Below are 13,498 nucleotides of genomic sequence, written 5' to 3'. Positions count from 1 at the left end.
AAGTACGTCCAGTACGAGGACGCTTCGCCGGCACGCCCAGCCGGGCGCCCACCGCCGCGCGCTCATCCGACGCGAATTGTCAGACAAGCCCTAGCACGTCCCCCCACCCCCGGCGCGGCCGGGCCCGGAGCCACCGGCTCCACGGGCCCGGCCGCGCCGCCGCGCGCCACCCGACCTGGTGAACCTCGCCGCCAGTGAGCCCGCGAGGCGCGCGGGCGGAGGAGAATCGGCGCGGAGGAGAGGAGAGCACCCGTGATCCTGGAGGACGTGCCGCGGCAGGCCGCGGGCGACCGCGCCGAGGTGGTGGAGGGGGTCGTCACCCCGGTGTCCCGGTCCTGGGCGCACGAGAGCGCCGCCGAGGTGGTACGCCGCCAGCTCACTCCGAAGCTGGAGGTGCTCGGCCTGGTGTCCGGCTCCGGCAACCTCGATCTGCCCGATTCCGAGAACTGGTACGTGCCGGATCTGGCGGTGGTCCCGGCCGACCTCGCGATGAAGACCGAAGGTGCCCTGATCCCCGACCAGACGCTTCTGATCGTCGAGGTGAGTTCGCCGTCGAACGCGGAGACCGACCGGGTGGTCAAGCGCCGCCGGTACGGCCAGTACGGTGCACCGCTCTACTTGCTGGTCGACCGCCAGAACCGGGAGTGCACGGTGTTCTCGGAGCCGACCCGGCTCGGGTACGCGGCGGCGGACGGCCCGCACCCGTTCGGGACACCGGTCCGCCTCCCGGCCCCTTTCGATCTCGAGCTCGACACCGCCGGGCTGTAGCCCCACCGGCCGCCCCGCCCGTCACAGGCGCAGCACGACCAGCGCGGTGTCGTCGGTGATGCCCGCGGGCGGGATGAGGTCGGCCAGCAGGGCGTCGGCCAGGGTGTCCGGGTCGGCGGTGCGGTGGCGGGCGAGCGAGCGGGCGAGCCGGTCGAGTCCGGTGTCGATGTCCTCGTGGCGGCGTTCGATCAGCCCGTCGGTGTAGAGGACCAGCACCGATCCCTCGGCGAAGTCGACGCCGGCCTGCGGGCGGCCGACGTGCTCGGGGCGGGCGCCCAGCGGGGGGTCGGTGGCCCGGTCGAGGAAGCTCACGGTGCCGTCGGGGTGGCAGAGCGCCGGGGGCGGGTGGCCCGCGCTGCTGTAGGTGAGCGTCCGCGCGGTCCAGTCGATGAGGACCGACACGGCGGTGGTGGACTCGGCGCCGTCCACGAAGCGGGCGTACAGCCCGAGCACCTCCAGCGCCTGCGCGGGGCCCTCGGTGACCCGGGAGGCGGCGGACAGGGCACTGCGCAGCTGCCCCATCACGCCGGCCGCCGCCAGGCCGTGGCCGACCACGTCACCCACCGCGAGCGAGGTGCGGCCGCTGTCGGGCAGGTCGACCAGGTCGTACCAGTCGCCGCACACGTTCAGCGCCCCGGTGGCGGGCCGGTAGCGTACGGCGGCACGGTGGTGCCCGAGCGGGCGGGGCGCGGGGAGCATCGACTCCTGGAGGTGCAGGGCGACCTCCCGTTCGCGCGCGTGGGCCTGCCGCAGCCGCTGGTTGACCTCCTGCAACTCCCTTGCCCGGGTGTAGAGTTCGGACTCCAGGACCTGCGCCCGGTCGCCGCCGCGGGTACCGCGGGCGCGGATCAGTTCGGTGACCTCCTCCACCCGGTGCAGCACCAGGGCCACCGTCCCGTCGGCGGCCGGGACGGGCGCGTTGACCGGGCTCCAGTACCGCTCCTGCCAGACCCCGGGCTGCTCCGGGTCCTCCACGTCGTAGCGCTGGAGGGCCATCGCGTCGCGCTCGCCGCTGGTCGCGACCCGCCGCAGCGAGGCGTACAGGTTGCGCATGCCGGTGGCCGCGGGATCGTTGGGGTTGTCGGGGAAGACGTCGAACAGGTAGTTGCCGACCACCTGCTCGCGGGTGCGTCCGGACATCGCCAGGTAGGCCGCGTTCGTGTCGGCGAACACCAGGTCGGGCGTCAGCAGGGCGACCGCCGCCGGCAGCGCCTCGAAGACGGCCTGGTAGTCGATCTCGGGCCGGGTCACCTGCACCTGATCACCTTGAGCCTCGTTCGCCTGGTCGCGTCGGCCCGGGCGCCGCCGCCCGGGCACGGGTGGTCCCACCGTAGGCGCGGCGTCCACCCGGCGCCTCGCGCATGGGCCGTTCGGCGGGCCCCGGCTGCCGACAAGGTTTTCTGCCTTGACAAAAAATATTGTCTGTAGCATCCTGGAACGGTGCTGGACATCGCAGTGATCGAAGAACCCGCCGCGGCCGAGGCCTCGCTGGACCCGATACGGGCCCGCATCCTCGCCGCCCTGGCCGAGCCCGGCTCGGCCGCGGCGCTAGCCGGCCGGCTGGGGCTGCCCCGCCAGAAGGTCAACTACCACCTGAAGGAACTCGAGCGGCACGGCCTGGTCGAGCTCGCCGAGGAGCGGCGCAAAGGCAGCATCACCGAACGGGTGTACCGCGCCACCGCCGCCTCGTACGTGATCTCGCCCAGCGCCCTGCCCGCGCTGCGCCCCGACCCGGCCCGCGCGCCCGACCAGCTCTCCGCCCGCTGGCTGCTGGCGCTCGGCGCCCGGCTGGTGCAGGAGGTCGGCGCGCTGCTGACCGGTGCCGACCGGGCCCGGCAGCGGGTGGCCAGCTTCGCCGTCGACGCGGAGGTGCGGTTCGCCTCGGCGGCCGACCGGCGGGCCTTCGCCGAGGAACTGGCCGAGGCGGTGGCGACCCTGGTCGGCCGCTACCACGACGAGTCCGCCCCGGCCGGCCGGACCCACCGGGTGGTGGTCGGGCTGCACCAGATCCCGTCGGCGCCGCCGGACCCCGGCACGACGCCGACCCCCGCCGTACCCGCGGACACGGACACGGACACTGCTTCAGCCGGACAGGAGACCTGACGATGACCCACCCGTTCGAGATCGAGCTGGAGATCGCCCTGCCGGCGAGCCCGGAGCAGGTCTGGGAGGCGATCGCCACCGGCCCCGGCATCGACTCCTGGTTCATGGGGCGCAACGAGGTCGACCCGCGCGAGGGCGGGGTCGCCGCCATGGACGTCGGCGGCCACCGGGAGGAGGCGGTGATCACCGCCCACGAACCCGGCAAGCGCCTCGCCACCCGCACGTCCGCCGGGCCGGACGGCCGCTTCATGGCGTTCGAGTACCTGATCGAGGGGCGTGACGGCGGCAGCACGGTGCTCCGCGTCGTCCACAGCGGTCTGCTCGGCGACGACTGGGAGGACGAGTACGACGCGCTGCGCCGTGGCTGGCCCTTCCACCTGCACACGCTCCGCGAGTACCTCGCGCACTTCCCCGGGCGCACCGGCGTCCCGGTGTTCGCGCTGGTGCCGACCGGCACACGGCCGGCGCCGCAGATCCGGGCCGCGCTTGCCCGCGGGCTCGCGCTGCCCGCCGAAGCCGCGGTGGGCGACCGGGCCCATGCCGAGCCCGCGGGCCTGCCGCCGCTGGACGGAGAGGTGGTCTGGTCGGACGACGAGCGCATCGGCGTCCGCACCGCCGACGGACTCTACGGCTTCCACCACGGACCCGGCGTGGCGCTGATGTTCCACCACCTGTTCGGGCCCGCCCCGGAGGACGCGGACGGCGCCTGGCAGCGCTGGCTCGCGGACCTCCTCGCCTGACCCCGGCCGCACTCCCGCCGTACTCCCGCAGTTCCGTACTCCCGCATCACCCGACCGAACCGAGAAACCCGAGGAACCCCGCATGCGTACCCTGATCAGCACCGCCTTCGTCTCGCTCGACGGCGTCATGGAGGCGCCCGGCGGCGAGAGCGGCTACCGCAACGCCGGATGGACCTTCAAGGACATCGAGTTCCTCCCCGAGGCGTTCGAGATCAAGGGCCGGGAGCAGGCGGAGGCCGCCGCGCTCCTGCTCGGCCGGGTCAGCTACCAGGCGTTCAGCCCGGTGTGGCCGGAGATGCCGGAGTTCGCCGAGTACAAGGTGATGCCCAAGTACGTCGTCTCCACCACCCTCGCCGACGACGACCTGGTGGGGAACTGGGGCGAGACCACCATCCTGCGCACGCTGGACGAGGTCGCCGAGCTCAAGCGGACGGAGGGCGGCCCGATCCTCGTCCACGGCAGCGCCGAACTCAACCACAGCCTCTCCGACGCGGGCCTGATCGACCGCTACCACCTGCTGGTCTTCCCGCTCCTCCTCGGCGCCGGCCAGCGGCTGTTCAGCGCGACCGACAAGGACACCCAGCAGCTGAAGCTGGTCGAGCACGAGGCCTACCCGAACGGCCTCCAGAAGAACGTCTTCGACGTGGTCCGCTGATCCCGCCCCGGAGACGGTTCAGCGGCCGGTCATGTTCCACCGGCCGCCGGCCGTACGAGGGCGAGCAGCTCCTCCGGACCCGTGTACCGGTAGGTCCGAATGCTCACTCTCCCCGGGGGCCGTCTCACCTTGACGTGTCGTCAGAACCAGTGCAGACAGTGCGGGGGACGCTCGGCGCGGAACATGGCGTCCGCGAGGGCGGCCGCGTCCGGGCGGTGGGCGTGGATGTGCCCGGCCCGCACCAGAACGCTCGGGGTGGTGCCGCCGAGGTAGACCGAGCCGAGGTCGCTCACGTCCATCGACAGGTCGGGCTCCCGGTCGGTCGGGACGCAGTCGGCCTTCCCGTCCCGGACGGTCAGCAGGTGGCGGCCGCGCTCACCGAGGATCGGGTCGTCGACGTCGAGCACGAGCTCGCCGTCCGCGGACCAGGCGCGGGCGGTGAGGGCGCGCGGGATGTCCAGGAGCCGGACCCAGAGCCAGTCCGTGCTGCTGCTGTTCGCCTCGGTGGCCCGGAAGTCCACGAACTGCCAGCGCAGCGGGTGCTCGGGCGGGACGTGCTTGAACACCACCTCGGTGACCAGGTCGTGCGAGAGCAGGAACCGGGTCAGGGCGGTGTGGACGGCGTCGTCGGTGGCGATCGTCTCGTCCACCGTCAGGATCTCGGGCCCGCCGATCGCGTAGCTCGCGTAACCGTCCGGCACGCCGTCGGCATCGCGGTGGACGGCGACGTAGCGCGGCGCGGGCGCGATCGGGGGCTGTCCGGCGCCCGAGGACCACCAGCGGTGCGGCCGGGACAGCGCGCCCGGCTGGTCGCGGCGGTACCGGTCGTAGACCTGCTCCAGGATTCCGCCGCAGTCGGCGCGCCGCAGCACCTCGATCGAGCCGCCGAGGTCCGCCGACCCCGCTCGGGGGGTGCCGAGGGCGGAGCGGTGGCGCGGCACGGTGAGGCGCCCGGTGTAGGTGGCCGGCCCGTAGCCGAACCTGCGGTAGATCACGGCCTCGGAGGCGAGCAGCACGGAGAGGAACTCGCCCCGGGCGCGGAACGCGTCGAGCTGGTGCCGCATCATCGCACTGAGCACGCCCTGGCGCCGGTGCGTGGGCAGGACGCCGACGGCGGTCACCCCGGAGACGGGGACGGTCGTCCGGCCGGGCAGCGTCAGCTCGAAGGAGTACGCACCGGCGGTCCCGACCGGCCGCCCGTCCGGCGCCACCGTGAACAGGTTCCGGTCCATCTCGTACGCCCCCCACAGGACCGCACCCCCCTCGCCCGGGGCATCCGGGAACTGCCCGAACGCGGCGTAGAGCGTGTCCACGAAGACCTCGCGGTCCTCCTCGGTCGTGTACCGGATCTCCATCGCTTCCGTGCCCTCCCCAACCTCCCGGCACCACACCCCGCAGCGCCCCGCCACAGTGCAGCGCCGCCGACCGACCAGGTCAACCGAATTACGGCTCCTGCGGAGTCCCGGAAGAACGCAGCCGGAGGGGCGAACTCGTCGCGGACCCTTCCACCTGATCCCGGCAAGCCCCGGGCCCGACACGACCTCCAGCGGTCGGCTGCGGTAAGGGTTTCAATGTTCCGTAGCTGCCGTCCTGGAAGGTGAGGATGGTCGGCCTGGGGTCGTGTTCCTCGCGGTAGTAGCCGCTGTAGCCGGGTTCTTCGACGTGCGGGGCGAGCAGGTGGAGGACCATGACGATCAGGCCCATCTCGTCATCGGGCCAGCGATTGCGACTGAACAGTCCCCAGCTGTAGCGCTCGTGACCGGCCGGGGAGACCCGGGACCGGCGCCGGAGCGACGCGAAGTCTCCTCCGGGTAGCGGGCTTTCCGGATCCGGGGTGAGCACCGCGTACGGGTGCTCGTCAGGGTTGAGGCTGCTCGGGCGCTCGGGGATCGTGCCGAGGTGCCAGCGGAGGGCGTCCAGGACCGTGTCGGGTGTGTCGTCCCGGAGGACGCAGGTGAGGACGACTTCGAAGTGGGGCATCACGGCCGCATTCTGCCCGGCACGACCGACAGTCCCGAGGCCGTGGTCCTACCGGGCCAGGACCTCGACGACGCTCAGGCGCTGAGCAGTTCGTGGACGGCTCGGGTGGCCGTGGCGATGTCCGCCGCAGGGATCTGGGAGTACTCGTCCGAGACGGTGAAGGGCGGTCGGCCGCCCGGTCGGCATTCCAGTTCGACCACCTCGGGGCTGGTCGCGATCCGGAGGAGGAAGTGGTCGTGGTCCGGGGCGGCGACCTCGATCACCAGGTCGGGCACCTGCTCGCGAAGGCGCCGGAAGACCTCGTCCAGGGGACCACCGGTCGTCCGGTCCGCTGTCCAGTCGCTCGTGCTCATGCCGGGTCGGTGGTCGTGGGAGCGGTGTTGAGCAGGCCGAAGGGGACGTGGACGCTCGGGGTCGTGCGAGAGGTGCTGGCCAGGTGGACGGCCTGGTCGTCGAAGAAGATGTGCGGCTTGAGGATCTTCATGATCTCGCCCTTGTCGATGCCGCCGAGGAAGAACGCGTCGTTGACGCGCACCCCCCACCGCTTCAGGCTCAGCACGGCCCGCTCGTGCGCCGGGGCGTTGCGGGCGGTGACGATCGAGACCCGGACCCGGAGTTGGTACGCGGGGTCGCGGAGGCGCTCCTGCTCCTCCCGGAGCTGGATCCGGTTGACCGCGGCCAGGAAGTCCTTCAGCGGCCCCGCGTCGTGCGCGGTGCCCGCGTTGGCCAGCTCGTGCGCCCGGAAGCCTTCGATCCCGCCGCTCCGGTAGACCTGCTCGGAGGCGTCGGAGGCGAGGATCCCGTCGAAGTCGAAGGAGACGCGCAGTTCCTGGTCGCCTGGGTCGTCCGCGCCGCGCGGCCCGAGCACGTACCCGGCCGGCAGTCCGGCGTCGACCGCCTCGCGGACGTCGTCCTGGTTGGCGGAGAGGAAGAGCGACATGTTGAGCGCCGGCATGAACCGGTGCGGCGAGCGCCCCTGGGTGAAGATCGCCCGGGAGATCGGCAGCTTGTGGGAATGGACGGAGCGCATGACCCGCAGACCGGTGTCGGGGTCGTTCCGGGAGAGCACGATGACCTCGACGGGCGGATCGTCGGGCGCGAGGTCGTTCAGCGACAGCAGCCGCCGGATGAACGGGAAGGCCGTCCCCGGCCGGAGCTGATCGTCCAGGTGGGCCTCCTGGTGGGCCCGGTAGCTCTCCTCGCCCTCCTCGCGGAAGACGGCGTCGGATTCGGTGAGGTCGAAGAGGGCGCTGGAGGCGATACCGACGACCAGGCGGTTCGCGAGTTCGTAGGTCATCCGGTCACCCTCTCCGCTCGATCTCGGCTCGATCTCCGAGCGATCCCCGCTCGGTCGGGGTCGAGCATGCGCCCCATCATCGCACCTGCGTACGAAGCTCCGGTCAGGCGGTGCGGGGCAGCCGTGCGGTGCGGGCGAGGCTGTACAGGGTGAGGGCGATGACGGTGGTGGCGTACACGACGACGGCGGTCTGCAGGCCGTACACGTTGGTGAGCAGGCCGGCGAGGACGGTGGGGATGCTCATGGCCAGGTAGCTGAGGACGTAGTAGGCGGCGAGGGTGCCGGCGCGTTCGGCGGGGGCGGCCGCTGGCAGCAGCAGGCGCAGGGTGCTCTGGGTGACGGCGCCGAATCCGGCGCCCGCCAGGGCCGTGCCGGTGAACAGCGCCGCCAGGCTGTGCAGTTGGGGGCTGCTCAGGGTGAGCAGGGCGCCGGGGATCAGCAGCGCGGAGCCGGCGAGGCTGACGGTGCGGGCCAGCAGCGACCGCGCGCCGTGGCCGGCCAGGCCGGCCGCCGCGGTGAGGGTGAAGAAGACCAGGCCGCCGGTGGCGGGCGCGGCGTGCGGGGCGATCAGCCGGGCGAGCGAGGGGCCGAGCGAGGAGTAGAAACCGCCCAGCGCCCAGGCCGCGACGATGCCGGGTGCGGCAACGGCCATCGCGGGCCGGGCGGCGGGGGCGAGGCGGATGGTGGGCCGCAGCGAGCGCAGGGCGCCCGCGGTGGGGCGGACGGTCTCGCCGGTGAGCAGCACGGCGCCCGCCTGCGCGGCGAACAGGAGGATCAGCAGCAGGTAGACGGTGCGGGTGGGGGCGGGGGCGTACTGCACCAGTGCGGTGGCGGCCAGGACGCCGGCCGCCATGCCGGCCACCGGTGTGATCCCGTTGGCGACCGTGGCGCGGCCGGGTCGGTCGGGGTCCTCGAAGTCGAGCAGGGCGGCCCCGGCGGCGCTGGTGGCCACACCGGTGGCCAGGCCCTGGAGGATCCGGGCCGCGATGAGCGCCGGCACCCCCTCGGCGGTCGCGAAGGCGATCATCGCGACGCCCTGCACCAGCAGCGCCCCGGCGAGGACCGGGCGCCGACCGAGGTGGTCCGAGAGGGTGCCGGCGGTGAGCAGGGCGACCAGCAGGGCGAGCGCGTAGGCGCTGAACACCACGGTGAGCGTCATCGCCGAGAAGTGCCAGGCGGCTTGGTACAGCGCGTAGACGGGGGTGGGCGCGCTGGAGGCGGCGAGCAGCGCGACCAGGACGGAGGCGTGCAGCGAGAACGCGCCGCGGCGGCCCGGTGCGGGGAGACGGAGGGAACGGGACGGCCGGACCGTGACGCTGGGCATGGAGACACCTCTGAGCCTTAAAGCGAACGCTTTGCGTTAAGTACTCTAGGCCTGACACTCCTCTTGGCGCAAATATTTAGCTTTTAGTGGGTAGGGGATGAGCCGACCCGGGCCAGCGCCGCCGTCACCAGGCCGTCGGTGTACGCCTCGGACAGCTCCGAGGGGCGGAACAGGATCCGGTACATCAGCGGCGCGACGACCACGTCCAGCAGGCTCTCCACGTCCGGCACGGCCTCGCCGCGGCCGGCCGCGCGCACCCCGATCGCCGTCAACTGCTCGGCGGCGTAGTCGGAGCAGCGCGCCGCGTTGCCCTGCTCGGGATCGCCCAGCAGGGAGTCGCGGATGTAGGTGTGCCCGGCCGTGGAGGACATCTCCTCCGCGAACTGCAGCGCCCACGCCGCCAGATCCGCCCGCAGGTCGCCGTGGTCCGCCGGCGGGCCGTCGGGGCGCAGCCGCTCCACCGCCACGTCGGACAGCAGCTCCCGCAGGTCGCCCCAGCGGCGGTACACGGTGGACGGGGTGACCCCGGCCCGGGCGGCGATCAGCGGGACGGTCAGCGCGTCCCGTCCGAGTTCCGCGTCGAGTTCCTTGACGGCCTGGTGGACGGACTGCTGGACGCGGGCGCTGCGCCCGCCGGGGCGCGCGGTGGGGCGGGCATTCATGGGCCCAGCTTAACGCGAAGATATTGCGTCTGCCATGCCGCTCCGGGGTGGGTGCGGGACGACGTCCCAGTACCGGGCGGGCACCACCAGCTGCTCGCCGCCCACCTCGGTGCGGCGGTCGATCAGGATCACCGGGTCGTCCCGCAGCAGGCCGAGCAGCTGGGCGTCCTTCGGCCGGGCGAGGCCGGCGCGCAGCAGCGTCGTACCGCCGGCCGGTTCGGGCGCACGGCGATGGGCGAGCAGCAGTGGCCGGTCCTCGACGAAGTACGCCAGCGGGACGCCGGGCCCGCTGCCCAGCGGCGTCCAGTCCCCGTCCGTGCCCGGGCGGACGCCGAAGCGGGCGTGCTGGTCCAGGTGGAGCAGGTGCCGGACCGGGTCCTGCGGCACGTACGTCCCGGAGCCGGCCCGGCCCTGCAGCAGGCCGGCGCGGATCAGCTGCTCCTGGGCGCGCTGGACGACGGAGTCGCCGACGCCGAGTTCGGCGGCGAGCTTCGCCCGGGACGGCAGCCGGCTGCCGGGCGGCCACTGGCCGGCGGCGATCCGGGCCCGGAGCGCCTCGGCGACCAGGGTGTGGGCAGGGTGGTGGCCGCGCGGCATCCGGTCCTCCCCTCGATCGCTCGTGACGGTGCTGTCCGTGGCACCGTAGCGCGTCCCCGTGCGCGGGCGGGGCCCGTCGGCCATCCGTCAGCGGGCCGCCGCGCCGAACGGGCCGCCGGCGCCGAAGGCGAGCCGGGCGAAGCGTTCGCCGATCAGCCGGTGGGCGGCCGGGTCCGGGTGGAGCCCGTCGGGCAGCGGCAGTTCGGCCGCGTCCGGCTCGCCGTAGAGCGCGAGGCCGTCGAGGTGGTGCAGGTGCGGGTCGGTGGCGGCGCGCTGCCCCACGATGCGGGCCAGCTCGTCCCGGATCACGGCGAGGGTCAGCTTCCCGGCCGCCACCTGCGCGGGATCGCCGGTGGCCACGAACCGCAGCCGTCCCTCGCGCAGCGCGGTGAGGTCCGGGGCGCTCGGCCCGGGCGTGTGCTCGTGGATGGCGCAGTGGATCGGCGAGACGACCAGCAGCGGGGTGGTGGGGTGGCCCTCGCGGACGGTGTCGAGGAAGCCGTGCACGGCCGGGCCGAACGCGCGCAACCGCATCAGGTCGGTGTTGACGACATTGATCCCGATCTTGAGGCTGATCAGGTCGGCGGGGGTGTCGCGGATCGTACGGGCGACGAACGGGTCGAGCAGGGCGCTGCCGCCGAATCCCAGGTTCACCAGCTCCGCCCCGCCCAGGGTCGAGGCGACGGCGGGCCAGGTCCCGGTCGGGTGGGCGGCGTTGGAGCCCTGGCTGATCGAACTGCCGTGGTGCAGCCAGACCTTGCGGCCATCGGCCGGTGCGGTCCGGACGGGCGCGTCGGTGCGCAGCGCGACGAGCCGGGTGGTCTCGTCGTGCGGCAGCCAGATCTCGACCTCCTTGTCCTCGTCGGACAGGCCGGTGAACCGCAGGGTCTCCACCGGACCGGGTGTGGTCCCGGCCGCCCCGGTGGCCAGGTCGACGGTGAGGGTGTCGCCCTCGGCCGCGACGGCCCGCCCGGCGGGCCGGCCGTCGACGAGGAGTTCGTACACCCCGTCGGGCCGCGGCGGCGCTCCGGGGTAGGACCGCTTGGTGGCCAGCACGTCCAGCTCGACCGTGGTGGCCCGGGTGCGGAAGACCAGGCGGACGCCGGAGGGCTGGGACTCGGCCATCGCCAGCTGGCCGTCGGGTATCTGCCGGCGGGCCCGGGCGGGCAGCCGGTGCGGCAGGATGCCGCGGTCGGTGTGCTCCAGGTCGAGGGCGCCGCGCAGCAGGTCGGCGGTGATCGGGGTGGTGGTCCGGTCGTGCTCGGTGTTCATCGTCCTCAGGTCTTCTCGATCGGTGGGGTGGCCGGGGCCGGTCAGGAGGCGCCGGGCCAGGTGCGCAGCAGGGCGTCGAGCGCGCCGAGGATCTCGGTCCAGCTCTCCTGCGGGTCGGGGGCGCTGTGGCTGAAGCCCCCGGCGGCCTCCAGGCCGACGTAGCCGCTGAAGACGCTGCCGAGCAGCCGCACGGCGTGGGTCTGCTGCGGCTCGGGCAGGTCGTACCCGCGCAGGATCGCCCGCGTCATCCGGGCGTGCCGGACGCCGGCACTGGCGGCCGCCGTCTCGGGGTCGAGGGGGTACTTGGTGGCGGCGAAGCGGCCCGGGTGCGCGAGGGCGTAGTCGCGGTAGACGTTCGCGAACGCGATCAGTGCGTCCTTGCCGGCCCGGCCGGCGATCGCGGCGGCGACCTGGTCGGCGAGTTCCTCCAGGGCGAGCAGGGCGATCCTGGTCCTGAGCTCGTGGGCGCTGCTGACGTGCGAGTACAGGCTCGCCGTCCGGACGCCGAACCGGCGCGCGAGCTCCGCGGGGGTCGCCTGCTCGAAGCCGATCTCGTCGGCCAGCTCCGCCCCCGCCCGGACCAGGCGCTCGGTGGTGAGTCCTACCCGTGCCACGGCCGTCCTCCTGACCTTCGCTCCGCTTCGGCGTACCTGACTAGGTTATATCCTAAACCTCTTAGGAAAGTGCCTAGGGGGATATCGCCGGAACCGGCAGCTCGCGCGGAGCCGTACGGCGTGGCCGAGCCGCGGTCGCGGACCGGGCGACCTAGCGTCGTCGGCACACCCCGAGGAACGGAAGGACGCCGCCATGCCGGAGCAGAAGATCACCACTTTCCTGTGGTACGACCACCAGGCGGAGGAGGCGGCGCGGTTCTACACCTCGCTGTTCGCGGACTCCCGGATCACCGAGGTGCAGCGGTACGGGGAGGGCGGCCCCGGCGAGCCGGGCTCGGTGATGACCGTCGCGTTCGACCTGGCCGGGCTGGGGTACGTCGCCCTCAACGGCGGCCCGCTGTTCCCCTTCACCGAGGCGATCTCGCTCCAGGTGAACTGCGAGGACCAGGCGGAGGTCGACCGGCTCTGGTCCGCCCTGACCGAGGGCGGCGAGGAGAGCGCCTGCGGCTGGCTGAAGGATCGGTACGGGCTGTCCTGGCAGATCACCCCGCGCCGGCTGGTGGAGCTGCTCGGCGACCCGGACCGGGCGGGGGCGCAGCGGGCGATGCAGGCGATGATGCAGATGCGGAAGATCGACATCCAGGCCCTGGAGGACGCGTACGCCGACCGGGGAAAGGCTTCCTAGCCGCCCCGCGGCACCGGGCCCGGCCGGAGCGGGCGCCGGCCGGGCCCGTGGTGCGTCATCCGGTGACCCGCGGCGGCCTCAGTACGCGACCGACATCCGGGCGCGGGGGTGGGCCGCCGCCTCCAGCTCGTCGACGAAGGCGACGGCGTAGTCCTCGGCGCTGATCGAGCTGGTGCCGTCCGCGGCCGTGAGGAGGGTGTCGCCGCCGACGCGGAAGGCGCCGGTGCGCTCGCCGGGGGCGATCGCGGCCGCGGGGGAGACGGACGTCCACTCCAGGTCCGCCACGCCGCCGAGCGCGGCGAGCAGATCGGCGTGCGCCAGCGCCTCGCCCCGGTACTCCGCCGGGAACCCGGGGGTGTCCAGCAGTGCGGTGCCGTCCGTGGTCAGCAGCGAGCCCGCGCCGCCGACCAGCACCACCCGGCGCCCGCCGGCCCGGGCCACCCCCTCCAGCAGTGCGCGGTGCAGGGCGAGGAACGGCTCGCGCGGATCGCTGCCGTCGCGCGGCGGGACCAGCGCGGAGGCCACCACGTCGGCGCCGCCTACGACGCCGGCGACCTCCGCCACCGAGCCGGCGTCCACCGCCGTGCCCGTCACCAGCGCGTGCTCCAGCGGGGCCCGACCGGAGCGTGAGGCCGCGGTCACGTGGTGGCCGCGAGCGGCGGCCTCGGCGGCGATACGGCTCCCGATCATGCCGGTGGCACCGAAAAGAACGATCTTCATGGGACTTCTCCTGGCTGGTCCGAATCCTCCGCCCGACGAGCGGACGCTCCCGGGCACCTCTCCAAACTAGGAGGTCGGCGC

16 protein-coding genes are annotated in these 13,498 nt (G+C 73.5%); 5 read left to right on the top strand and 11 right to left on the bottom strand.

Translation table 11 applies throughout. The features are described 5' to 3' along the window. Positions 1-252 precede the first annotated feature (252 nt). A complete protein-coding gene (locus ABT014_RS25420) occupies positions 253-768 on the top strand; it encodes a Uma2 family endonuclease (RefSeq protein WP_350641469.1) in 516 nt (171 codons plus the stop codon). Positions 769-789: 21 nt separating this feature from the next. Here the strand turns inward: ABT014_RS25420 and ABT014_RS25415 are convergent, their stop codons facing one another. Further along, positions 790-2,019, bottom strand: coding sequence for a PP2C family protein-serine/threonine phosphatase (locus tag ABT014_RS25415; protein ID WP_350641475.1), 1,230 nt, complete (start codon positions 2,017-2,019; stop codon positions 790-792). A 189-nt stretch (positions 2,020-2,208) separates the two neighbouring features. Between ABT014_RS25415 and ABT014_RS25410 the strand changes: the two genes are divergently transcribed. The 3 genes from ABT014_RS25410 (at position 2,209) to ABT014_RS25400 (ending at position 4,266) form a co-directional block, all read left to right on the top strand. Continuing rightward, positions 2,209-2,871: an ArsR/SmtB family transcription factor gene (locus tag ABT014_RS25410; RefSeq protein WP_350641467.1), complete on the top strand. Its 663-nt coding sequence runs from the start codon at positions 2,209-2,211 to the stop codon at positions 2,869-2,871. Between the two features lie 2 nt (positions 2,872-2,873). Beyond that, a complete protein-coding gene (locus tag ABT014_RS25405) occupies positions 2,874-3,611 on the top strand; it encodes an SRPBCC family protein (RefSeq protein ID WP_350641465.1) in 738 nt (245 codons plus the stop codon). 82 nt (positions 3,612-3,693) lie between these two features. Continuing rightward, a complete protein-coding gene (locus ABT014_RS25400; RefSeq protein WP_350641463.1) occupies positions 3,694-4,266 on the top strand; it encodes a dihydrofolate reductase family protein in 573 nt (190 codons plus the stop codon). 140 nt (positions 4,267-4,406) lie between these two features. On the opposite strand, the gene ABT014_RS25395 is transcribed toward ABT014_RS25400, so the two are convergent. The 9 genes from ABT014_RS25395 to ABT014_RS25355 all read right to left on the bottom strand — a co-directional run bounded on the left by ABT014_RS25395 (position 4,407) and on the right by ABT014_RS25355 (position 12,012). Then, the gene (locus tag ABT014_RS25395; RefSeq protein ID WP_350641461.1) at positions 4,407-5,621 is read right to left on the bottom strand and encodes a GNAT family N-acetyltransferase; all 1,215 of its coding nucleotides are present in this window, start codon (positions 5,619-5,621) and stop codon (positions 4,407-4,409) included. An 88-nt stretch (positions 5,622-5,709) separates the two neighbouring features. Continuing rightward, positions 5,710-6,249: a hypothetical protein gene (locus tag ABT014_RS25390; RefSeq protein ID WP_350641460.1), complete on the bottom strand. Its 540-nt coding sequence runs from the start codon at positions 6,247-6,249 to the stop codon at positions 5,710-5,712. 71 nt (positions 6,250-6,320) lie between these two features. Beyond that, a complete protein-coding gene (locus ABT014_RS25385) occupies positions 6,321-6,599 on the bottom strand; it encodes a hypothetical protein (protein ID WP_350641459.1) in 279 nt (92 codons plus the stop codon). After that, positions 6,596-7,543 (bottom strand): 5'-nucleotidase, encoded by a 948-nt coding sequence (locus tag ABT014_RS25380; protein ID WP_350641457.1) that lies wholly within the window; start codon positions 7,541-7,543, stop codon positions 6,596-6,598. Before ABT014_RS25380 ends, ABT014_RS25385 begins: the two co-directional genes overlap by 4 nt. A gap of 103 nt (positions 7,544-7,646) precedes the next feature. After that, on the bottom strand, positions 7,647-8,867 hold the full coding sequence (locus ABT014_RS25375) for an MFS transporter (RefSeq protein WP_350641456.1): 1,221 nt from the start codon (positions 8,865-8,867) through the stop codon (positions 7,647-7,649). Between the two features lie 83 nt (positions 8,868-8,950). After that, complete coding sequence (locus ABT014_RS25370; RefSeq protein WP_350641455.1) at positions 8,951-9,529, bottom strand: TetR/AcrR family transcriptional regulator; 579 nt, start codon at positions 9,527-9,529, stop codon at positions 8,951-8,953. A 9-nt stretch (positions 9,530-9,538) separates the two neighbouring features. Continuing rightward, positions 9,539-10,126: a GntR family transcriptional regulator gene (locus tag ABT014_RS25365; RefSeq protein ID WP_350641453.1), complete on the bottom strand. Its 588-nt coding sequence runs from the start codon at positions 10,124-10,126 to the stop codon at positions 9,539-9,541. An 87-nt stretch (positions 10,127-10,213) separates the two neighbouring features. Next, complete coding sequence (locus ABT014_RS25360) at positions 10,214-11,398, bottom strand: SGNH/GDSL hydrolase family protein (RefSeq protein ID WP_350641452.1); 1,185 nt, start codon at positions 11,396-11,398, stop codon at positions 10,214-10,216. Between the two features lie 41 nt (positions 11,399-11,439). Further along, positions 11,440-12,012, bottom strand: coding sequence for a TetR/AcrR family transcriptional regulator (locus tag ABT014_RS25355; RefSeq protein ID WP_350641451.1), 573 nt, complete (start codon positions 12,010-12,012; stop codon positions 11,440-11,442). Positions 12,013-12,205: 193 nt separating this feature from the next. Between ABT014_RS25355 and ABT014_RS25350 the strand changes: the two genes are divergently transcribed. Continuing rightward, positions 12,206-12,697 carry a VOC family protein gene (locus ABT014_RS25350; protein WP_350641449.1) on the top strand — a complete coding sequence of 164 codons (492 nt, stop codon included), beginning with the start codon at positions 12,206-12,208 and terminating at the stop codon, positions 12,695-12,697. 78 nt (positions 12,698-12,775) lie between these two features. Here the strand turns inward: ABT014_RS25350 and ABT014_RS25345 are convergent, their stop codons facing one another. Continuing rightward, positions 12,776-13,417 carry an NAD(P)-dependent oxidoreductase gene (locus tag ABT014_RS25345; RefSeq protein WP_350641448.1) on the bottom strand — a complete coding sequence of 214 codons (642 nt, stop codon included), beginning with the start codon at positions 13,415-13,417 and terminating at the stop codon, positions 12,776-12,778. Positions 13,418-13,498: the final 81 nt, after the last annotated feature.

Origin of the sequence: Kitasatospora sp. NPDC094015, assembly GCF_040304075.1 — a bacterium.
Taxonomy (GTDB): domain Bacteria; phylum Actinomycetota; class Actinomycetes; order Streptomycetales; family Streptomycetaceae; genus Kitasatospora.
Note: the sequence above shows the minus strand (reverse complement) of the source record. Positions and strands in the feature narration are given on the sequence as shown.